Source organism: Labrenzia sp. ATLA3 (genome assembly GCF_057180185.1).
The window spans coordinates 786,882-807,816 of sequence record NZ_JBXUKV010000001.1; the positions used below are offsets into that span (position 1 = coordinate 786,882).

19 protein-coding genes are annotated in these 20,935 nt (G+C 59.8%); 9 read left to right on the top strand and 10 right to left on the bottom strand.

What is annotated here, in order from left to right; genetic code table 11:
* Positions 1-66: 66 nt before the first annotated feature.
* Positions 67-606: a PAS and helix-turn-helix domain-containing protein gene (locus tag AC2A6O_RS03535; RefSeq protein WP_148584448.1), complete on the top strand. Its 540-nt coding sequence runs from the start codon at positions 67-69 to the stop codon at positions 604-606.
* Between the two features lie 22 nt (positions 607-628).
* Here AC2A6O_RS03535 and AC2A6O_RS03540 read toward each other — a convergent pair whose 3' ends face one another.
* The 4 genes from AC2A6O_RS03540 to AC2A6O_RS03555 form a co-directional block, all read right to left on the bottom strand.
* The gene (locus tag AC2A6O_RS03540; RefSeq protein ID WP_498925749.1) at positions 629-1,780 is read right to left on the bottom strand and encodes an ABC transporter permease; all 1,152 of its coding nucleotides are present in this window, start codon (positions 1,778-1,780) and stop codon (positions 629-631) included.
* Positions 1,777-2,700: an ABC transporter permease gene (locus AC2A6O_RS03545; protein ID WP_148584450.1), complete on the bottom strand. Its 924-nt coding sequence runs from the start codon at positions 2,698-2,700 to the stop codon at positions 1,777-1,779. Before AC2A6O_RS03545 ends, AC2A6O_RS03540 begins: the two co-directional genes overlap by 4 nt.
* Before the next feature lie 2 nt (positions 2,701-2,702).
* A complete protein-coding gene (locus tag AC2A6O_RS03550; RefSeq protein ID WP_148584451.1) occupies positions 2,703-3,791 on the bottom strand; it encodes an ABC transporter ATP-binding protein in 1,089 nt (362 codons plus the stop codon).
* A gap of 102 nt (positions 3,792-3,893) precedes the next feature.
* Positions 3,894-5,033: an ABC transporter substrate-binding protein gene (locus tag AC2A6O_RS03555; protein WP_498925750.1), complete on the bottom strand. Its 1,140-nt coding sequence runs from the start codon at positions 5,031-5,033 to the stop codon at positions 3,894-3,896.
* A 259-nt stretch (positions 5,034-5,292) separates the two neighbouring features.
* Between AC2A6O_RS03555 and AC2A6O_RS03560 the strand changes: the two genes are divergently transcribed.
* Positions 5,293-6,774: an aminotransferase-like domain-containing protein gene (locus AC2A6O_RS03560; RefSeq protein ID WP_498925752.1), complete on the top strand. Its 1,482-nt coding sequence runs from the start codon at positions 5,293-5,295 to the stop codon at positions 6,772-6,774.
* Between the two features lie 39 nt (positions 6,775-6,813).
* Here AC2A6O_RS03560 and aptA read toward each other — a convergent pair whose 3' ends face one another.
* On the bottom strand, positions 6,814-8,130 hold the full coding sequence (aptA, locus tag AC2A6O_RS03565) for an omega-aminotransferase AptA (protein ID WP_498925753.1): 1,317 nt from the start codon (positions 8,128-8,130) through the stop codon (positions 6,814-6,816).
* A 187-nt stretch (positions 8,131-8,317) separates the two neighbouring features.
* Here aptA and AC2A6O_RS03570 point away from each other — a divergent pair, with 187 nt between their 5' ends.
* Positions 8,318-9,067: an SDR family NAD(P)-dependent oxidoreductase gene (locus tag AC2A6O_RS03570; protein WP_498925754.1), complete on the top strand. Its 750-nt coding sequence runs from the start codon at positions 8,318-8,320 to the stop codon at positions 9,065-9,067.
* Positions 9,068-9,315: 248 nt separating this feature from the next.
* Here the strand turns inward: AC2A6O_RS03570 and AC2A6O_RS03575 are convergent, their stop codons facing one another.
* Complete coding sequence (locus AC2A6O_RS03575) at positions 9,316-10,170, bottom strand: fumarylacetoacetate hydrolase family protein (RefSeq protein WP_498925755.1); 855 nt, start codon at positions 10,168-10,170, stop codon at positions 9,316-9,318.
* 12 nt (positions 10,171-10,182) lie between these two features.
* On the opposite strand from AC2A6O_RS03575, the gene AC2A6O_RS03580 reads away from it, so the two are divergent.
* Positions 10,183-10,485, top strand: coding sequence for a hypothetical protein (locus AC2A6O_RS03580; protein WP_498925756.1), 303 nt, complete (start codon positions 10,183-10,185; stop codon positions 10,483-10,485).
* Here the strand turns inward: AC2A6O_RS03580 and AC2A6O_RS03585 are convergent.
* Both AC2A6O_RS03585 and AC2A6O_RS03590 read right to left on the bottom strand, forming a co-directional pair.
* Positions 10,475-11,230 carry an SDR family oxidoreductase gene (locus AC2A6O_RS03585; protein ID WP_498925917.1) on the bottom strand — a complete coding sequence of 252 codons (756 nt, stop codon included), beginning with the start codon at positions 11,228-11,230 and terminating at the stop codon, positions 10,475-10,477. The two genes, AC2A6O_RS03580 and AC2A6O_RS03585, sit on opposite strands and share 11 nt — an antisense overlap.
* Positions 11,231-11,275: 45 nt before the next feature.
* A complete protein-coding gene (locus AC2A6O_RS03590; protein WP_498925757.1) occupies positions 11,276-12,802 on the bottom strand; it encodes a UxaA family hydrolase in 1,527 nt (508 codons plus the stop codon).
* Positions 12,803-13,010: 208 nt separating this feature from the next.
* Between AC2A6O_RS03590 and AC2A6O_RS03595 the strand changes: the two genes are divergently transcribed.
* The 4 genes from AC2A6O_RS03595 (at position 13,011) to AC2A6O_RS03610 (ending at position 16,111) form a co-directional block, all read left to right on the top strand.
* On the top strand, positions 13,011-13,724 hold the full coding sequence (locus AC2A6O_RS03595; protein WP_498925758.1) for a GntR family transcriptional regulator: 714 nt from the start codon (positions 13,011-13,013) through the stop codon (positions 13,722-13,724).
* Between the two features lie 83 nt (positions 13,725-13,807).
* Entirely contained in the window at positions 13,808-14,860 is a 1,053-nt protein-coding gene (locus AC2A6O_RS03600) for an aldo/keto reductase (protein ID WP_498925759.1), read from the top strand.
* On the top strand, positions 14,850-15,281 hold the full coding sequence (locus AC2A6O_RS03605; protein WP_498925760.1) for an RbsD/FucU family protein: 432 nt from the start codon (positions 14,850-14,852) through the stop codon (positions 15,279-15,281). The genes AC2A6O_RS03600 and AC2A6O_RS03605 overlap by 11 nt, the downstream gene beginning before the upstream one ends.
* Positions 15,278-16,111 carry an amidohydrolase family protein gene (locus AC2A6O_RS03610; RefSeq protein WP_498925761.1) on the top strand — a complete coding sequence of 278 codons (834 nt, stop codon included), beginning with the start codon at positions 15,278-15,280 and terminating at the stop codon, positions 16,109-16,111. The genes AC2A6O_RS03605 and AC2A6O_RS03610 overlap by 4 nt, the downstream gene beginning before the upstream one ends.
* A 409-nt stretch (positions 16,112-16,520) precedes the next feature.
* On the opposite strand, the gene AC2A6O_RS03615 is transcribed toward AC2A6O_RS03610, so the two are convergent.
* Positions 16,521-18,878, bottom strand: a complete 2,358-nt coding sequence (locus AC2A6O_RS03615; RefSeq protein WP_498925762.1) for a thiamine pyrophosphate-binding protein — start codon at positions 18,876-18,878, stop codon at positions 16,521-16,523.
* Between the two features lie 122 nt (positions 18,879-19,000).
* On the opposite strand from AC2A6O_RS03615, the gene AC2A6O_RS03620 reads away from it, so the two are divergent.
* Positions 19,001-19,471: an Lrp/AsnC family transcriptional regulator gene (locus AC2A6O_RS03620; protein ID WP_498925763.1), complete on the top strand. Its 471-nt coding sequence runs from the start codon at positions 19,001-19,003 to the stop codon at positions 19,469-19,471.
* A 245-nt stretch (positions 19,472-19,716) separates the two neighbouring features.
* Here the strand turns inward: AC2A6O_RS03620 and AC2A6O_RS03625 are convergent, their stop codons facing one another.
* Entirely contained in the window at positions 19,717-20,919 is a 1,203-nt protein-coding gene (locus AC2A6O_RS03625; RefSeq protein WP_498925764.1) for a methionine gamma-lyase, read from the bottom strand.
* Positions 20,920-20,935 lie beyond the last annotated feature (16 nt).

Sequence of the window (20,935 nt, forward strand, 5' to 3'; positions counted from 1 at the left end):
GAAAAACAGGCAAGAACTATGCTACCGTCAAACTACGGTGCCAATACCGTAGGAACACGGTGAAACATGGAAAATCTCGACCAACTCGCCTTTGAAAATGCCCCCATGGGCCTGGCGCTGACCGAGAAGCGGATCATTCGCGCCTGCAACCAGACATTCGTGGAAATGTTCGGTTTCAAGAAGGAGCAGTTGATTGGCCAGAGTTTCCGGCTGCTGTACGGCACGGACCAGGAGTTCCACCAGATCCGGGACATCGGCCTTGAGCCCCTGCGCCGGTCCCTGCCCTATACGGACGAACGGCTGATGCGGCGCTCCGACGGGACGCCGATCTGGTGCCGGTTCCGCGCCCGCACCCTGACGCCGGAAACGCCGCTGGCCCGGATCGTCTTGAGTTTCGCCCTGATCGACAATGCGGCAGCGGGTCCGAAACTGACACCGCGCGAGCGCGATGTCCTGCTCCTCCTCTCCCAGGGCCAGACCAGCAAGGAAATGGGCCGCGTCCTGAGCCTTTCCCCCAGAACCGTGGAAGATGTCCGGGCGAGACTATTGAAGAAGTTTCAGGTCAAAAGCGTTGCCGTGCTGCTGTCCCGGCTTTCCGGGCAGTAGACGGTAAGCTTCTGACAGGTTGTCACTCGCCCGGCTTCAGCCCATTGGACTTGAAGGCACCGCCGAAAGGCGACGGGTTGGCCTTGACCGGCGCTTCGGCCGGCGCGGTGGATGCGGGTGCCTGGTTCTGCTTCTGAGCTTCCATTTTCCTGCGTTGCTCCTCCAGAAGTTCCTGCTGGCGGGCACGTTTTTCGTCCAGGATCTGCTGCTTGCAGACGCCAGCATCATGCTGCGTGCCCTGATAGGTGGCAAAGCCCGCAACGCCCAGAAGGATCACGAAGATCGTCAACGGATGGACAAGTGTCCGCAGAACCGGATTGCCATAGATGCGCGACCGCGCGGCAGTGCCGGTCCGCATCACTTCCTTCCGCCGCATGTGGGCTTCGTGCACCACCGCCCCGATCAACGTGATGCCGATGATGATGACCGCCAGCGCCGACAACGAAGGATCGGTCCCGTGCCGGACCTTGGAGGCAAGCGCCGTGGTGAAGGTGTTGCCCGACAGGATCGTGAAGACGGTGGTGTTGTAGTTTTCGAATGATGCCAGAAAGGTCAGGAACGCCGCAGAGCCGATGGCCGGCCCCAGGAAGGGCAGCAGGATCTTTCGGAAGGCCTGCCCCGGCGTTGCACCGAGATCAAGCGCAGCTTCCGTCAGGATCGGATCAAAGCGCTGCAACCGAGCCAGGAACACCAGCATTGCATAGGCGGAAATGAAAGTGACCTGCCCGGCAAGGGTCAGAAACATGCCGCTGTAGAAGATCGAGCCATAGTCCGCCCCGACGGACCTTCCAAAAGCGCCCCAGAAGATGATGGTCGAGATGCCCAGAACCACCCCTGGAATGAGGATCGGCGTGATCAGCACCGTGTAGAGGGCCGCACGCAAGCGGGGGCCAAGCTCCGAAAGCGCAAGCGCTCCCGCCAAGCCGATAGGCACGGCAATGACCACCACACTGACGGCAATCACAAGGCTGTTGGCGAGACCGCTCATCAGTCTGTCATTGGCAAAGAGAACGCCGAACCATTCCGTCGTGAAACATTCCCAGGGTGTGATCCTCGGGAATGAGGAGGAGTTGAACGCCGTGATCACCATGATGATCAGCGGACCGAACAGGAAGGTGAAGAAAAGCAGCGAAAAGCCTGTCGCGACCACGCCGCCGCCTGTGCCCCGGTTCATCGGCCGATCTCCCCGATAGAGACCTTGAAGACACGCATCAGCATCATGACGAAGGATATGCACACAATCAGCAGGATCACCGCATAGGCCGAACCGCGCTGCCAGTTGGCGCTTTCGTTGAACCACTGGTAGATGAGCTGGGTGAACCACAGGTTTGATGGCCCACCGAGGATCTGCGGCGCGGCCAACGCGCCTGCCGTCAGCATGAACACCATGGTCGCTCCCGAAGCGATGCCCGGCTTGGCGACCGGCAGCACCACCCGCCAATGCACTCGCCACCAGCTTGCGCCCATGTCCCTGGCGGCTTCGATCTGGTTTCGGTCAAGTGCCTCAACCGCATTGAAGATCGGGAACACCATCAGCAGGATGTAGGCGTATGTCAGGCCCGAATAGAGCGCGACATCGGCCCGGATGAAATCCACCGGCTGGTCCCACAGCCCCATCGACATGCCGATGCCGTTGATGAGACCGGTGGAGCCGAACAGGACACGGAAGGCGAAGGCGCGCAGGATCTCGTTCACCCAGAAAGGCACGATCAGACCGATCACCATCATTCGCGCCGCCACCCCGGTGGCCGAATGGGCCAGGATAAAGGCAATCGGGTAGCAGAGCAGAATGTCGATGAAGGTGACGAACACCGCCGCGATCAGGGTTTTGACCAGGATTCCTATATCGAGCGTGTTGACCGTGCCATCATTGCCTTGAAAGAAATAGGCATAGTTTTCAAGCGTATAGACATCCTGCGGGCCACCCACTTCAGCCGCCGGCAAATTGAACCGGAAGGAATAGTCGAGCATAGCCACCTGCGGCAGCGTGATCAGGCAGATCACCCAGAACAGCACCGCAACGGCGACGAAGGAGGCAGCTCCAAGGCCATGCTTGCCCGAGATTTCGCTGAAGACGTTTTGAAGCACTTTCATCGTCACGCCCCCGCCAGCGCGCCATGAGGCAGGACAATTGCCTGCTCGGGCGTGAAGCCGAGCGAGACCGTACCGCCGGAGAGATTATCCGGCGTGCCGCCAAGGTTGACCCGGGTAAGCCGCAGCTGGACGCCGTTCGCTTCCAGGAACAACTGCCTCGAGTTGCCTTCAAACTCTTCCTTGACCCAGTTCGCGGTCAGCGTGTTGGGCGTACCGCCTTCAAGGCTCAGCTGCTCGGGCCTGATGAAGAGGATGCAGTCTTCGCCTGCTTTATATTGCCGCCCGCCTGCCGCCCTTCCCTGAAGACGGCCAAATGGGGTTTCGACGGAAACCAGCGCTTCCGTCTGCTGGGCGACCTTGCCTTCAATGGCATTGGTTTCGCCCACAAACGAGGCGACGAAGGAGGTCTTGGGACGATTGTAGATGGTCTCAGGCGGATCGACCTGTTCGATCACACCGGCATTCATCACCGCGACACGGTCGGACATGGTCAGCGCCTCGCCCTGGTCGTGTGTAATGTAGATGAAGGTCAAGCCGACGCGCTGCTGGATGGCGCGCAGTTCGGTGCGCATGTGGTGGCGCAGTTTCAGGTCGAGCGCGGACAGTGGCTCATCGAGCAGGAGGATGTCGGGCTCAACCGCCAAAGCGCGGGCAATGGCCACGCGCTGCCTCTGACCGCCGGAGAGCTCGTGCACCTTTTTGTCGCCGACACCTGGAAGCGCGATCATGTCCAGAAGTTCGTCCGCCCGTTTACGCCGCTCCTTGCGGCCAATACCCCGAACTTCCAGCGGAAAGGCGATATTGTCGGCAACGCTCATGAGCGGAAAGAGCGCCAGGTTCTGAAAGATCAGGGCTGTCGGCCGCTTGTTCGGCCCGATGCCTCTCATATCCTGTCCGCCGATCAGGACACGGCCTTCGGACGGGTCGGAAAACCCGGAAATACACCGCAGCAAGGTGGTCTTGCCACAGCCGGATGGACCGAGGAAAGAGAAGAACTCCCCGCCCTTGATGACGAGATGCGCATTGTCGACCGCGGTATAGGCCCCAAAACGAATGGAAACGTGATCCAGAACAATATCTTTTGTGGCCATGACGCTCTCAGAAGGACGGCGGAAAAGGAAGACGCAAGCAAGGCGGCCGAGGCCGGGCGACACTGCGCCCGGCACCACACCATTGAGAAAGCCGAAAAGGCCTTATGCGGACAGGAACTTGTTGGTGTATTCGGTCCGCTTTTCCGAGTACCAGGGTGCTTCCGCCGGCCAGGCGTTCAGGTTGTCCAGCGCTTCGCCCGGATAGGCATCGGCGAAGTTCTTGGCATAGACCTCACCGCCAAATTCGGCAGCCCCGAGAACCGGTGAATTGTAGCCATGGGTCTTGATGGCTTCGCCGGCGAGCTTGGCGTCGTAAGCCGTCTCGATGAAGGCATAGATCTGATCGATATTCTTCGCACCTGTTGGCATGGCAAGACCATCGACCCAGGCCATCGCCCCTTCCTTCGGCGCCCGGTACATGACCGGTTCACCGGCGGTTTTCAGTGCAAGCGGAGGACCGTCCCAGGTCTGACCGACGATCACGCCTTCGTTCAGGAGACCGTTTTTCTGGGTGTCGGCATCGTTCCAGATCAGCTTGATATTCGGCTTCTTGGCGATGGCAGCCTCAACAACCTTGGTCCAGACTTCGTCCATCATTTCCGGGCTTTCATATGCGGCCCACATGGAGCCCGGCTCCAGTTCGCCGCGGCCTTCGAGACCGAGACCGAGGCCAAGCAGCATGGAGTGTCCACGGCCCATGGTCTTGCCTGCGTTGGCTTCATCCCAGACATCATAGTAGCTCGGGAATTCGCCACCTGGAACGAAGGCATCCGTCCGCCATGCAATGCCTTCCGTGCCCCAGATATGCGGCAGCCAGAACACGCCCTTGCCGTCAAAGTTCCAATGGGTTTCGCCAAGCGCCATGGACGGGTTGACCTTGTCGATGGCCACTTTGGACATGTCGAACGGCTGCAAAAGGCCGAGTTCAGCCCAGAGGAGGTTGCGGTTCACGGTCGGGGAAACGATGTCAAAACCTTCGCCGTTGGTAGCTTTCAGCTTGTTGATGATCTCTTCGTTGGAACCGATGCCGGTGAAGTTGATCTTGATACCCGTCTTGTCGGTGAAACCGTTGACGAAGCTTTCCGGCAGATAATCCGACCACATCATGATGTTGATTTCACCGGATGAGGCCAGCACGCTGGAACTGACGATCGCCGGCATGGACAGACCCGCGCCTGCCGCCGCAGCGGTCTTCAGGAAATCGCGCCGCGTCGCGGATCCCCCCTTCTTAAAACTGGTCATGACTTCCCCTTCACTGTTGGTTTCACCAAACTGTTCTCGCTCTGGCGCATTACAGGTCGCAGTTTTTAGGAAAGGGTCGCATTGCCCGGACGATCCTGCGCAGCGTTGCAAGAAAGGATATTGCGGTGCAAAATTCACCCTTAGAGCCAGAGAGTGAAAACTATGGAGCCAGAGGATTTGCCGGGCTTTCCAGATTGAGAATGCCCCGTCAGACTGGCGCGTGCGGGCTAACCGAAATCAGGGAAATCTGTCAGGACAAATGCTTTCTACCTATTTCGAGACGCCCTTCGATCCGGGCAGACGATTGCAGCACCAGATCCAGGAACGGCTGATCGAGGCCATTCTGGACGGCGTCTGGCCCCTGCACGAGCCACTGCCGGCAACCCGCGTCTTTTCCAGCGAGATAAAAGTCTCCCGCAACACGGTTGCCATCGTCTATGAGCGGCTGGTTGAAGACGGCTATCTGAAATCGGTCAGCCGGCGCGGATACTTCATCAATGAACGGCATATCCGCGAGCAGTTGAACATCCGGGTGGACGATCACGCGAAGGACATCCTGCCCGCCGCCGAACACCCCTTCGATCCGCAAGCCTTTCTGACCTACAGCTATGCCGCCCAGGAAAATATTTCCAAACCGGTCGACTGGCAGTCCTATCCCTACCCGTTCATCTATGGACAGCTCGCCCCCGACAAGACCTCCGTCACGCGTTGGCGCGATTGTGTGAGGCTGGCGGGAACCGCACAGCATGCCCCAACCTGGATCGGCGATCTGGTCGATCTGGACGACCCGATGCTCGTGGACCAGATCATCCGCCGAATGCTGCCACAGCGAGGCTTTCGCGCCGAACCGGACGAGATCCTGGTGACTGTCGGTGCGCAGAACGCCCTCTTTCTGGTGGCACAGCTTTTTTGCAGGTCCGGCGTCAGAACAGACATGGAGGAGCCCGGCTATGTCGACACGCGCAACATCTTCCAGTCCTTTGGTGCGGAGCTGAAGTATCATCCGGTCGATTCAAACGGCATGCGGGTTGGAGACGAACTGAAAGGGGCACGTCTCGTTTACGTGACGCCGGGGCATCAGTCCCCCACCAATGTCACCATGTCGATGGAGCGGCGTTTTCGCTTGCTGGCCCATGCCGAAACACACGATTTCATCGTTCTGGAAGACGACTATGAGCATGAGCTCAATTTCATCGGCGCACAGAAACCGTCTCTGCGCAGTTTCGACCGAACCGGCCGCGTCATTCACGTTGCCAGCCTCTCCAAGGCGCTCTTCCCCGGATTGAGGCTCGGCTTCATCGCGGCGGACAGGCGTATCATCAAGGAGCTAAGGGCGCTCAGACGACTGATGTACCGGCACCCTTCGGCGCTGGACCAGCGGGCAATGGCAATCTTCCTGTCCGAAGGCCACTATGATTCCCACATCCGCCGCCAGCGAAAGATCCTGTCTCAGAAATGGAAGAAGATCTTCAGGCTGATCGAAAAGCATCTGCCGACCTGTCAGGCAACAGCCACGACGGGCGGGTCCGGTGTCTGGATCAGGCTTCCGGACACGATCCGGGCAGCAGAGCTGCAATCGAGGGCGGCGCGGCAAGGCATCCTGATCGAGGCCGGAGACGGCCGGTACTTTTCCCCGAACAGTCCGCGAAACCGCATCCGCCTGGGTTTCGGTGCGATTGCCGAAGAAAAGCTGGAACCCGGCATCAGGCTGCTTGGCCAGGTTCTGGCGGAATGCGGGTAGCGATCCCGGCTGATGGCCGGGACCGCTGAAACTGGTGACCTAAAGCTCTGCCTGGCCCAACACCTTCTGGAGAACATCGACCATCATCGAAAGGTCTTCCTCCGATGTGGTGAGTGCCGGGGCGTAGATGAGCGCGTCGCCGGTCGCCTTCACGTGCAGGCCTTCATCGAACAGGCGCCGCTGCACCAGAGAGCCCTTCGCTCCCGGCGTTTCGCCCGGTGTCAGCTGAATGCCGGCCATCATGCCATGGCCGCGCAGATCGTAGACATGGGGCAGATTGCGCAGGCTGAACACGCCGTCCAGGAAGGTGGACGAGAGGCTTGCTGCCCGCTCGAAAAGACCCTCGGTCTTGTAGATGCCAAGCGTCGCCAGAGCCGCTGCGCAGGCAACCGGGTGGGCAGAATAGGTATAGCCGTGCATCAGTTCCGGCCGATCCGCGGTAATGGAGTCGATGACGGCTTTCTGAATTTCCGTCTTCACCGCAACGGCGCTCATGGGAATAGCCCCATTGGTGAGTGCCTTTGCCATGGTCATCACATCCGGAGTGACATCGAATTCCTGTGCTGCGAAGGCCGAACCCGTCCGCCCGAAGCCGGTAATGACCTCATCGAACACCAGCAGAATGCCGTATTTGTCGGCAATGTCACGCAGCTTCTGAAGATAGCCGACGGGGGGCACGATGGTCCCGATGGACCCGGCAATCGGCTCGACAAACACCGCCGCAATCGTTTCGCCACCATAGGTCTTGCAGAGCTCTTCGAGATCCTCCGCCAGCGAGGCCCCATCTTGCGGTTGCCCTCTCGTGAACCGCTGATCCTCGTTCCAGGTATGGCGCATATGCACGACGTCGCAGGTAACGCCTGCGAAATCTCGCCGGTTGTTGACCATGCCCGCCAGCGACGTACCGCCGAGGTTGACCCCGTGATAACCCCAGGCCCGTGAAACGAAACGGGTGCGCTGCGGCTCGCCCTTCGCCTTGTGATAGGCAAGGCAGATCTTGATGGCGGAATCGACCGCTTCGGACCCGGAAGATCCGAAGAAGATCCGATCGAGACCTTCCGGCAGGATGTCGCTCAGCGCTTCGGCGAGTTCGAAGGAAATCGGCGCCGCCCGCTGGAAGTGAGGGGAATAGTCCAGAACCTGAAGCTGCTTGTAGACCGCCTCGGCAATTTCCTTGCGCCCGTGACCGGCAGCGCAGGTGAACAGTCCGGAGGAGCCGTCCAGGATTTCCCGGCCTTCCGGCGTCCAGTAGCGCACACCTTCCGCCCGCGAGAACATCTGCGGTTCCTTGTGGAAGAGACGGTTGTTGGTAAACGGGAGCCAGTGGTGATCCATGTTGATCGGCATCTTGGTCATGGCGCAAGGTCCTTGAATACGAAGCAATGCCAACACTCCTAGGACCAGTGGCTGAGCCACCGTAGAGCCAGCGCTCAAATTCATAGGAGCCAGAGGGCCATGACCTGAATTTGGCGTTGTGCTGGCGGAGCAGCTGCCTATGGTCCGGTCAAACGACTGTTGCAGACACTTTCGGAAAGGCAGACTCATGCGCGGCACAATCCTCATTACCGGGACAACCTCCGGCTTCGGTCAGGCCATGGGCCGGCTGTTCGTGCAAAACGGCTGGCAGGTCATCGGCACCGGCCGGCGCGCGGACCGGCTGGAAACCTTGAAGGCGGATCTGGGGGGTGCCTTTCATCCACTTGCCTTCGACATCATGGATGAAGCCGCAACCACAGCGGCGCTTGCCAGCCTGCCGGTGGCGTTTCAGGAGATCGATATTCTCGTCAACAACGCAGGTCTTGCGCTTGGCACGGCCTCGGCCCCGGCGACGAAGCTTTCTGACTGGAAGACCATGATCGACACCAACATCACCGGTCTCGTCACCATTACCGATCAGCTTCTGCCCAAACTGATCGAGCGCAAGGGAATGATCGTCAACATCTCCTCCATTGCCGCCAACTGGCCCTATCCGGGCGGAAACGTCTATGCGGCAACCAAGGCCTTCCTGCGCCAGTTCTCACTGGGCCTCAGGTCCGACCTGCACGGCAAGGGTGTTCGGGTCACCTCCATAGAGCCCGGCCTGTGCGAGAGCGAATTTACGCTGGTGCGCACCGGCGGCAATCAGGAAAGCTATGACGCCCTCTATGGTGGCGCCAACGCGATCCAGCCGGAAGACATCGCGAACACGGTCTATTGGGTTGCAACGCAGCCTCCGCATCTCAACGTCAACTCGCTGGAAATCATGCCCGTCAGCCAGTCCTGGGCCGGCTGGCAGATCGCTCGGGAAGGCTGAGGGGAGCGTTAGGCGGGGATCCAGCAATCGCAAAACGTCGCACCTGCCCCTACCAGCACCAGAGTATACTGAGTCCCGGTCTTGACGCTGACGCGACAAACCGGGACGACAAGCTGAAGATTCAACGCGCGCTAATCCGGCCGGCATGATCTTTCACGGTGCCCTGCACCTACCCTCCCCCAAAAACGCCAACGGCCGAACGCGTTTCCGCGTCCGGCCGTAAGTTTTCAGACAAGGTCCGTAAGGGATCAGGCCTTGGTCACCTTCTGGGTCTGGCTGCCCAGCTTGTCGATGCCCAGCGTCATGACTTCGCCGCCCTTCAGATAGACCGGCGGCTTCTGGCCCATGCCGACGCCCGGAGGCGTGCCGGTGGAAATGACGTCGCCCGGCTGCAGGCTCATGAAGCGGCTGAGATAGGAAATCAGGAACGGCACGCGGTAGACCATCGTCTTGGTGGAGCCGTTCTGGTAGCGCTTGCCGTCGACTTCCAGCCACATGCCCAGATCGTCAAAGTTGCCGACTTCATCCGGCGTAACCAGCCAGGGGCCAATCGGGCCGAAGGTATCGCAGCCCTTGCCCTTGTCCCAGGTGCCGGAGCGCTCGATCTGGTATTCGCGTTCGGAGACGTCGTTGACGACGCAGAAACCGGCGACATGGCTCAACGCATCGGCTTCCTCGATGTAGGCACCGCCCTTGCCGATCACGACACCCAGTTCGACTTCCCAGTCAGTCTTCTTCGATCCGCGCGGGATCATCACGTCGTCGTCGGGACCGACCACTGCCGAGGTCCACTTGTTGAAGACCACCGGTTCCGGCGGCACATCCATTCCGGATTCGGCAGCGTGGTCGGCGTAGTTGAGGCCAATGCAGATGAACTTGCCGATGTTGCCGACACAAGGCCCGACCCGCAGGTCCTGTTGCGGAGCCCCTTCGATCAGCGGCAGAGAAGCCACATCAAGCCCCTGAAGGCGCTGAACGCTTTCCGGCAGAAGTGCGTCGCCGGAAAGATCCGCAACTACGGAAGACAGATCACGAACACGGTTATCGGCATCGAGAACACCGGGTTTTTCCTGTCCCGGCGCGCCATATCTCAGCAATTTCATAAAGAATCGTCCTTGCTTGGTTGGAGCCGGGTCACGAATGCAATCAGGCTCGATGGGTTTGGGTACGACAAATTTGATCCGTCGTACAAGACAGCAGCGATCTTTGGATCGTCATTGTTGGATTTGTCGTCGTCGCAGAAGCCTGTATCGACAGGGGCCGGAGAGGATCTTTCTCAGCTTGGACTTGCAGGCACCGTTATCTCTCACGAGGGCATGCAGACCGAAGAAACGAATTTCGATCCCCATCATCCTCACAAGGTTTGTCATGGCGCGATCCTCCCAAACCGCGACGAAGAAGTCACCGTCAGATGGTGACACCTCCATCGACCAGAAGAGCCTGACCGGAAACGAACTTGCTCTCATCGGACAGCAGGTAAACGACCATCGGTGTCATGTCATCGACGGTTGCAAGACGGCCCATGGGCTGCCGGGCAATAAAGTTCTTCTCAGCTTCCACGGGATCGGGTGCGGAGTTGATCCGTCCGCGCAAGGACGGGGTGTCGACGGTCCCCGGGCACAGGGCATTGCAGCGGATACCTTCCTTGACGAAGTCCGCCGCGACACCCTTGGTCAGGCCAATCACAGCCGCCTTGGTAGCGCCATAGGCCGTGCGCATCGGAAAGCCTTTGATGGACGATGCCATCGACGCCATGTTCAGGATCGACGCGGTTCCGGTGGCCTGGGCGCGTTCGCGCATGCCCGGCAGGAAAGCCTGCGTCATGCGGTACATGGAGGTGACGTTCAGTTCGAAGCTGAAGGCCCAGTCGTCTTCGCTGATGTCGAGAACAGTACCGTTGTGCACGAAGCCCGCGCAATTGAAGAGGCCGTCAAGCGCCGGCAGTTCGGCGGCCAGGGCATCAATGGCCGCGCGGTCGCGAACGTCCAGCTTGTGGATCTCGATACCGGGGCACTCCGTGGGGAGCGTCGACAGTGTTTCCTCGTTGACGTCCGCAGCAAAGACTTTCGCGCCTTCGTTTGCGCAGGCAATCGCGCTTGCACGGCCGATGCCTTGTCCCGCCGCTGTTACCAAAATTGTCTTATCTTTCAAGCGCACTGAAATTCTCCCGAAGGCCTGGGTATTTTCTTCACATCAAGCTTGATGCGACTACATCACCGCACCGATCTGCCACGGCACGAATTCAACACCGCCGAAGCCGAGCTCCTCACTCTTGGAGTGTTTTCCGGAGGCGACGGCAATGATCATTTCGAAGATCTCCTCCCCCTTGGCATCCAGGCTGACGTTGTCGGAGATGATGTCACCGCAATTGATGTCCATATCTTCCGACATGCGGCCATACATCTCGCTGTTGGTGGCGAGCTTGATGCAAGGGGTTGGCATGTAACCCGAGACGGACCCGCGCCCGGTCGTGAAAACAATGATGTTGGCACCGGAGGCGATCTGACCGGTGACAGAGCACGGGTCGAAGCCCGGGCTGTCCATGAAGACAAAGCCCTTCTTGTCGACCGGCTCGGCGAACTTGTAGACGTCCACCAGCGGCGCCGAGCCGCCTTTGGCAGCAGCCCCGAGCGACTTTTCCAGGATCGTCGTCAAGCCGCCGCGCTTGTTTCCCGGCGAGGGATTGTTGTCCATCTCCCCGCCATTTCGCGCCGTGTAATCTTCCCACCAGCGGACGCGTTCGATCAGCTTCTCGCCGACATCAACGGACACGGCGCGCCGGGTGAGAAGATGTTCCGCACCATAGATTTCCGAGGTTTCAGACAGGATCGTGGTGCCGCCGTGACGGACCAGAAGATCGGAGGCAATCCCGAGAGCCGGATTGGCAGTGATGCCGGAATATCCGTCTGACCCGCCGCACTGCATGCCGACGGTGATTTCGGAGATCGGCACCGGTGTGCGCTCGGCCTTGTTGGCAAGTTCGGCAAGTGCCCGTAGCTCCGTCAGCCCTGCCTCGATAGTCTTGCGTGTGCCGCCTGTCTGCTGGATCGTCATGTAGCGCAGATCGCCATCCGGACGGATTTTGCGTTCGCCGACGAGGTCGGCAATCTGCATGACCTCGCAACCGAGACCGATCAGCAGGATGGCTGCGAAATTCGGATGCTGGGCATATCCCGATAGGGTCCGGAACAACGTCGCGTACCCTTCGTCCTTGCCGGACATGCCACAGCCGGTGCCGTGAACAATGGGGACGATGCCATCCACATTCGGAAATTCGTCCAGCAAACCAGACTTCTCGGCAGCTTCCGCGATAAATTTCGCGACGGAACCGGAGCAGTTCACCGAGGTCAGGATGCCGATGTAGTTGCGCGTACCGGCCCGTCCTGTCTGACGGCGGTAGCCCAGAAAGGTCCGCTCCTGCGTCGCCGGATCGAGTGGAACGGAGGCTTCGGCGTGCTGATAGTCCTGGCTGTGGTCGCCCATGCCAAGGTTATGGACATGTACATGCTCTCCCGGCTGGATATCTGCCTTCGCCTGACCAATGATCTGACCATAACGAATGACGTTTCCACCAGCAGGGATCGGTTTGCAGGCGATCTTGTGGCCGCGCTGGACCTGTCCGGGAAGAGGCACGTCGACATGGGAGACGCTGGCGCCGGCAGCAATGTCCTGAAGGGCGATGACCACGTTGTCATCGGCATTCAGAAGGATTGAATTGGCATGTGGCTGCAACACGTCTTGTTCTCCCGTTACGGCCGCCTCGGTCCATCTGCCCCATCACCAACCGATGATGAAGCCTCATGACAACCCTCTGACGAAAAACATCTTTTCGCCCCAACCAAGGCATCTGAGATAGGTTGCCGATCCGGTCGGTCTTTGGTCACGATTAGCTTGACACGCCAACTGTGTCAACTAACATGTTAGCATTCAAATCGAGTTGACTATGCCCCTGACCAGCGAACAAGACTTTCCCGAGATCACCCTGCCCGACATTGGCAAATTGTCCGGCTCGCTGGCACAGCGTGTCTATGAGGCCCTGCGCTCTGCCATTCTGGCCATGGACCTGCCGCCGGGAACCCTGCTCAAGAAACAGGTCATCTGCGATCAGCTTGGCGTCTCCCGCTCCCCCGTGACGGAAGCGATCACCCGGCTGGCCGGCGAAGGTCTGGTGGAGGTTGTTCCCCAGTCTGGGTCGCGCGTCACCAGGTTTTCCATGTCTGAAATCCGTGAAGGCGCCTTTCTGCGGGAAGCCATTGAATTGGCGGCCGTGGCGAAAGTCGCCGCGGATCGCACCGAGGAACAGCTTCTGGAGTTGAACCGCAACATGCGCCTTCAGGCACTATGTCTGGAAGACCATGACGACTCCGGCTTTTATCGGGAGGACGAGCACATGCATGAACTCATCTTCTCGTTCACCGGATATCCGAAACTCAACACGCTTGCCGCCACCGGCTGGGTGCAGGTGAACCGGGCGCGGCAATTGCTGCTGCCCATGCGCGGCCGTGCCTTTGAAGCCTATGACGAACACCGGGTCATCGTTGAGGCGATCCGCGACCGCGATCCGGAACGGGCCCGCCAAGCCATGCAGAAACACCTGAGTGAAGTCGTCAGCCGACTGGAACCGCTCGTTGAAACCAGACCGGATCTGTTCGACTGACCCTGGCCCACCGGCCGGGCACCAGACCGCAGGTCATGCGACGCAAAACAAAATCTGATCCAGGATATGTCCAAAGGAAACACATGACCGCTTTGAAAACGCAGCGGCTGAACGGCAGAACCGCAAGACCCATCGACCTGACGGAGATGGGTTTCGGCGGCGCACCACTCGGCAATCTTTATCGCAAGGTCTCTGAAGACGATGCCCAGGCTGCGTTACAGGCGGCCTACGACAACGGCATTCGCTATTTCGACACGGCGCCGCAATATGGCCTTGGCCGTTCGGAAATGCGCTTTGGCACCGCCATCAAGCGCTTCGGTCGTGAAACCATCCAGCTTTCCACCAAGATCGGCCGTCTTCTGCTGGACTGCGAGCCACATGAAGTGACGCCGGAGGCCTTTGTCGACGTGCCGCAAAAGCGGATCGTCTTCGACTACAGCTACGACGGCGTCATGCGCAGCTACGAGGCAAGCCGACAGCGCCTTGAGGTTGCAAATGCAGACATTCTTTTCGTGCATGACGTCTGTGCCTTTTCGCAAGGATCCCAGGAAGCAAGCGATGCCCGCGTGCGCGAACTCTTCGACCTTGGCGGCTACAAGGCCCTGACCGAGTTGAAAGAGGCTGGCGAAGTTGCCGCCATTGGCGCCGGTGTGAACGAGTGGCAGGTTTGCCAGAAGCTGCTGGGTCTTGCCGATTTCGACTGCTTCCTGCTCGCCGGCCGCTACACGCTTCTGGAACAGGACGCCCTTGAGAGCTTCCTGCCGCTTTGCGAAAAGCGGGATGTGGGCATCATCCTGGGCGGGCCCTATAATTCCGGCATTCTGGCAACGGGCGCGGTTCCCGGCGCGAAATACAATTACGCCGACGCACCGCCGGAGATCCTCGAACGCGTGCGCAAGATCGAAGAGGTCTGCCGGAGCCACTCGGTGCCGCTGATCGCTGCCGCCCTGCAATTCGTGCTTGGGCATCCAAGCGTGAAAACCGTCGTCCCCGGCGCGGTGAATGCCGCCGAGGTGGAAGCCAATATCGCGCTTTTACAGACCGACATTCCCGCAGCCCTCTGGTCGGACCTCAGGTCAGCCGAGCTGATCCGTCCCGATGCCCCCTTGCCGAACGAGACCTCCCATGTTGCGTAACCTTCCCCCCCTGCTGAGCCCTTCGCTGCTTTATGCCCTCAGGGCCATGGGGCACGGCGACGAGATCGTCATTGTCGATGCCAATTTTCCGGCAGAAAGCTCCGGCCCCGATTGCGTCCGCCTCGACGGCATTTCAGCGACCGATACGCTGAAGGCGATCCTGTCAGTAATGCCGCTCGACACGTTCGTTCCGGCGCCCGCCAGGACGATGCAGGTGGTTGGCTATCCCGATGCGGTGCCGGGGATCGTCGCGGAGTTTCAGACCATCATCAATGAAACCGCCGACAAATCTGCGCAGATCCAGACCCTGGAACGTCACGCCTTCTATGAAGCGGCCAGCAATGCCTTCGCCTTGGTCCAGACAGGGGAAAGCCGCCTTTATGGCAACATCATCCTGACCAAGGGCATTATCGAGCCATGAGACTGGATGCACATCAACATTTCTGGGCCCTTGAGCGCGGAGACTATGGCTGGCTGACGCCCGAGCTCGAACCGATCTATCGCGATTTCGGCCCCGGCGACCTCACACCGTATCTGCAGCAGTTCGGGATTGAAGGAACAATCCTCGTTCAGGCGGCGCCAACCGTAGCGGAAACCCGCTACATGCTGGACCTGGCCGGACAGAACAGCTTCATCAAGGGCGTGGTCGGCTGGGTCGATTTCGAGGCTGCGGAAGCGCCGGACCAGATCGCCGAACTGGCGGGCAATCCGAAGCTGGTCGGGCTGAGGCCGATGATCCAGGATATTGAAGATCCGGACTGGATGCTGCGCCCGGACCTCGTGCCGGCATATGAGGCGCTGATCGAGCAGAACCTCGTGTTCGATGCCCTCACCCTGCCACAGCATCTGACGAACCTCCTGAAAATCGCGGAGCGCCATCCCGGCATGCGCATCGTCATCGATCATGGTTCCAAACCGCATATCGCGGATGGCCGTATGACCGGGTGGGCAGAGGATATGGCCACCGTTGCGCGGGACACCACAGCCTACTGCAAACTTTCCGGTCTGGTCACGGAAGCAGGCAGCAACTGGACCACGGAAACCTTGCGCCCCTATGTGGCGCACCTGCTGGACACCTTCGGCCCGGACCGCCTGATCTGGGGCAGCGACTGGCCGGTCTGTACCCTCGCCTGCTCCTATGAGGACTGGATCGGGATCACCGATGAGTTGCTGCGGGACCTTGGTGCCGCGGACCGGCGGGCTGTTCTCGGTGGAAATGCCGAGCGGGTTTATCTCAAGAGGGCGGATTAATTCTCACGCTCATACTGAGGAAGGTCGATAGGCCTCTCTCAAAGGATAAGCCAGCTACTCGGAGCAAGCGGCCCATCCTTCGAGACAGCGCTTGCGCGCTTCCTCAGGATGAGGCTGAGTGTCGTTGAATCTGGTACAATCCGTCCCGGTGCTGCAGCGACGGCCACCCGGCCTGTCCGCTGAATGACTTTGGACACCTTGCTACGGATTCACCCCGGACAGGCGTAGCGCAGATCCGGGGCCTACTCTCAATGCAGCTTGCTGAAGCCCGCGTCATTTCGAAAGTGACCGTCATTCCACCATCTGGAAATGAGTGCGCGCAGGGCCTCCCTTCGGTCGGCCGAGGTGACGTCAAAGTCTGGCGCTGGCGACCGGCATCATGTTGGCTGCCGGTCACCGACCAAACAGTCTAAACGCGCCGCCCTGGCGTCAGTCCATTCACCTTCTCGATGATCGACGCCGCGTCGATGCCGAAATGCTGGTAAAGGTCGCCAATCGTGCCGGTCTGGCCGAAATGTTCGACGCCGAGCGGGATGGTCTGGTGACCGGCGACACCGCCGAGCCAGGCGAGCGTTGCCGGGTGACCGTCGATTACGGTGATCAGTTTGCAATGACCTGGGAGATCGCCAAGCAGTTGCTCGATATGGGATCTTGCAGCCGCGTTGCCGCGTGATCTTGCTCGTTGTGCTGCCGTCCAGCCGGCGTTGAGGCGATCGGCGGAGGTGACGGCCAGCACGCCGACATCACGCCGATTACCGGCGAGTTCTCCTGCGGCCTTGATGGCTTCAGGCGCAACGACGCCCTGATAGGCGATCACCACTTCACAATTCGGACCTGGTTTACGCAGCCAGTAGGCACCATCGATGGCGCCCTGGCGGAAAGCATCGTCAGCCCGTTTTCCCGGTTGTTCGATCGGGTTGGTCGACAGGCGCAGGTAGACGGAACCGCCAGTCTCGTCGCGCAGCCAGGTGCGCTCATCCGGATCACCTTCGCCGTCGCGCTGCAGGTAATCGAAGGCCCATTCCATGATCACGGCCAGTTCGTCGGCAAAGGCCGGTTCGAAAGCGGCCAGCCCGTCCTGGCTCATGCCGATCAGCGGCGTACCGATGGACTGGTGCGCACCACCTTCCGGAGACAGGGTCACGCCGGAGGGCGTGCCGACAATCATGAAACGGGCGTCCTGATAACAGGCATAGTTGAGTGCATCGAGACCGCGGCAGACGAAGGGATCATAAACAGTGCCGATGGGGATCAGCCGTTCGCCGAAGAGCGAGTGAGAAAGACCGGCAGCGCCCAGCAGCAGGAACAGGTTCATCTCGGCGATGCCAAGTTCAATATGCTGGCCTTCCGGCGCGAAGTCCCACTTTGCGGTCGAGGGAATCCGGTGTTCGATAAAGGCATCCGCCAACGCCTTGCGGGCGAAGAGCTTGCGCCGGTTGACCCAGGGCCCGAGGTTGGTGGTGCCGGTCACATCCGGCGACGTGGTGACGATACGTTCCGCCAGCTTGCTGTCACCCTTGGAGAGATCGTCCAGCACCTTGCCGAAGGCCATCTGGGTGGAAATATCCCGATCCGAAGCCAGCTCGATGGCAGGCACGGCGAGTTTGTCGTCGGAAAAGCGCCGCGTGCCCTTGGCGAAGAACGGAACCTGATTCAGGAATGCCTTCAGCGCGCCGACGTCCGAAACGGTCGCGAAGGGCTCCCATTCCTCCCCCTCGGCAACACCCATGTGCTTTTGCCACTCGGCCATCTGGTTCTTGTTCATCAGGCCGCCGTGATTGTCCTTGTGGCCTGCAATCGGCGTGCCCCACCCCTTGATGGTATAGGCAAGGAAGCAGGTTGGCTTGTCGTTATCGATGGCTGCAAAGGCTTCGGCCATGGTCTCGGTGCAATTGCCGCCGAGGTTTTCCATGAGATCCGCCAGTTCGTCGTCCGACCGGCGGTCGATCAGCGCGGTAACATCCCCCTGGTCGCCCAGGTCGTCCATCAGGCGTTTGCGCCAGACGGCCCCGCCCATGAAGGTGAGCGCGGAATATTCCTGGTTGGAACACTCGTCGATCCAATGGCGCAGCTTGTCACCACCCGGTTCTGCAAACGCAGCGCGCTGCAAGGCACCGTATTTGACCCGAACCACCTGCCAGCCGAAGGCATCGAAGATCTTCTCGACCCGGTCGAACAGCCCCTCGCGGACGATACCGTCAAGCGACTGACGGTTATAATCGATAATCCACCAGCAGTTCCTCAGGTCGTTCTTCCAGCCTTCCTGGAGGGCTTCATAGATATTGCCCTCGTCGAGTTCCGCATCGCCGACCAGAGCGATCATTCGGCCAAGCGGCTTGTCGCCAGACCAGCTTTTGGCTGCGATGTAGTCCTGCACCAATGAGGCGAAGGAGGTGATCGCGACACCGAGACCGACCGAGCCGGTGGAGAAATCGACGTCGTCGATATCCTTTGTGCGGGATGGATAGGACTGGACGCCGCCCAACCCACGGAAATTCTCCATCTTCTCGCGGGTCTGATTGCCCATCAGATACTGGATCGCGTGAAAGATCGGCGAGGCGTGCGGTTTGACCGCCACCCGGTCTTCCGGCTTCAGTACCGAGAAGTAGAGGGCCGTCATGATGGAAACCATGGACGCCGAACTTGCCTGATGCCCGCCAACCTTGATGCCGTCCACCTTCGGACGAATATGGTTGGCATGGTGGATCATCCAGTGTGACAGCCACAACAGGCGCTGTTCTATGGTCTTCAGGTGTTCGGTGCTCATGGAGGCGTTCCCGTTAAGTGCGTACTCGCCGTTACTGTAGCTTCAGGCAAGAACCGGTTTCTTGCTAATTCCTAATCTTTTGAGCTAAGTCTTGGAGACTTTCACCAAGAAGGAAGCTTTCCTTGGCGATTTCCGACACGCTCGACACATTTGATATCCAGATCCTGCGAGAGTTGCGCCAGAACGGCAGAATATCGATTCAGGATCTTTCCGAGCGTGTCGGCTTGAGCCCGACTCCGGTTGCCCGCCGCCTGCGAAACCTGGAAGAACGCGGCATCGTGACAGGATATTGCGCTCTGATCGATGAGGTGAAGCTCGGCTACGAGGTCTCGGTTTTCGTGTCCGTCGAACTCGACAAGCAGATCGACATCACGCTGGACCAGTTCGAAGCTGCCATCCAGGCGTTTCCGGAAGTGGTCGACTGCTGGCTGATGACCGGCAACCGGGACTACCTCATGCGCGTGGCAACCACCGGGCTCGCAGCCTTCGAAACCTTCCTGACCGGGAAACTGACCAAGGTGCCTGGCGTTGCCAACATCGAAAGCTCCATACCGCTGCGACGCGTGAAATCCGGCGTAGCGCGGACACCCTGATTTGGGCCAGCTGCCGGCTTTGTCTGAGCCTCTGGTTTCATATTCCAGATCCCTCTCCTCACCTTCCCCAGATCCTCATCCTGAGGAGGGCCAACGGCCCGTCTCGAAGGATGGGCCGCTTGCTCCCGGACTTGCTGCCCATCCTTCGAGACGCGAGTAAACTCGCTCCTCAGGATGAGGTGGTAGGGGGGAAAGGATTTGGAACGCAACGTTGCGGGTTGACGCCAAGCCGACTTGGACAAACCTCAGGCAGCAACGGCCGCAGGAACCTGCGGCATGGCCTGCGCAATGTCTTCAAGAATATCGTCCAGATCTTCCAGCCCGACGGACAGGCGTACGAGGCCGTCGCTGATGCCATGGGCCGCGCGTTCTTCCGGGGTGTAGGTGGAATGGGTCATGGAGGCCGGATGCTGGATCAGCGTTTCGGCATCGCCCAGGGACACGGCCCGCTGGATCATCTTCAGGCCATTCATCATTGAAATTCCAGCGTCCAGTCCGCCCTTCAGTTCGAAGGCGATCATGCCGCCCGGCTGGCTCATCTGCCTGTTGGCCAACTCGTGCTGCTCATAGCTTTCAAGACCCGGGAAATAGACCTTTGACACCGCGGGGTGTGCTTCCAGCCATTCGGCGACTTTCTGAGACGACGCACAGTGTCTGTCCATGCGCAGTGCAAGTGTTTTCAGGCCGCGCAGGATCAGCATGGCATTGAACGGGGCCATCACGGCACCGGTCATATCCTTCATGCCGACAAGGCGAATTTCCTGGATCTGTTCGGCCCGTCCGACAACAAGACCGGCCACGACGTCACCATGACCGCCCAGATACTTGGTGGCTGAATGCAGGACGAGGTCGGCGCCGAGTTCGATCGGGCGCGTCAGATAAGGGGTGGCATAGGTGTTGTCGACAATCACCGTCGCGCCAGCTTCATGGGCGATTTCCGAAACGTGGCTGATGTCGACAAGGCGCATGTTTGGGTTGGCCGGGGTTTCGAAATAGACAACGCGGGTCTTGTCGGAAATGACGCTGCGCAGGTTTTCCGGGTCGGTCAGGTCCACATGGGTGATCTTGATGCCGAATTTGGTCAGGCCGTGGCGCATATAGGCAAAGGTGCAGCCATACAGGGTTTCATCAACGATGATCTCGTCCCCAGGTGCCACGAGCGTCCAAAGGGTTGATGTGATCGCGCCCATGCCGGACGACAGGGCGAGACCAGCCTCCGCTCCTTCCAGATCCGCGATGCGTCGCTCCAGCAGATCCAGCGTCGGATTGGAAATGCGGCTGTAGATGTGCCCTGCCCGTTCACCGGCAAACATCTCGCCGCCGGCTTCGGCCGTCTCGAATACGAAGGTTGAGCTCAGATGCAACGGCGGCGTGAGCGACCCCTCGTTTTCATGCGGATTGTAAGCGAGGTGGATCGCGCGGCTGGCAAAACCCTTGTAGGCACTCATGGTTGTCTCCCTGATT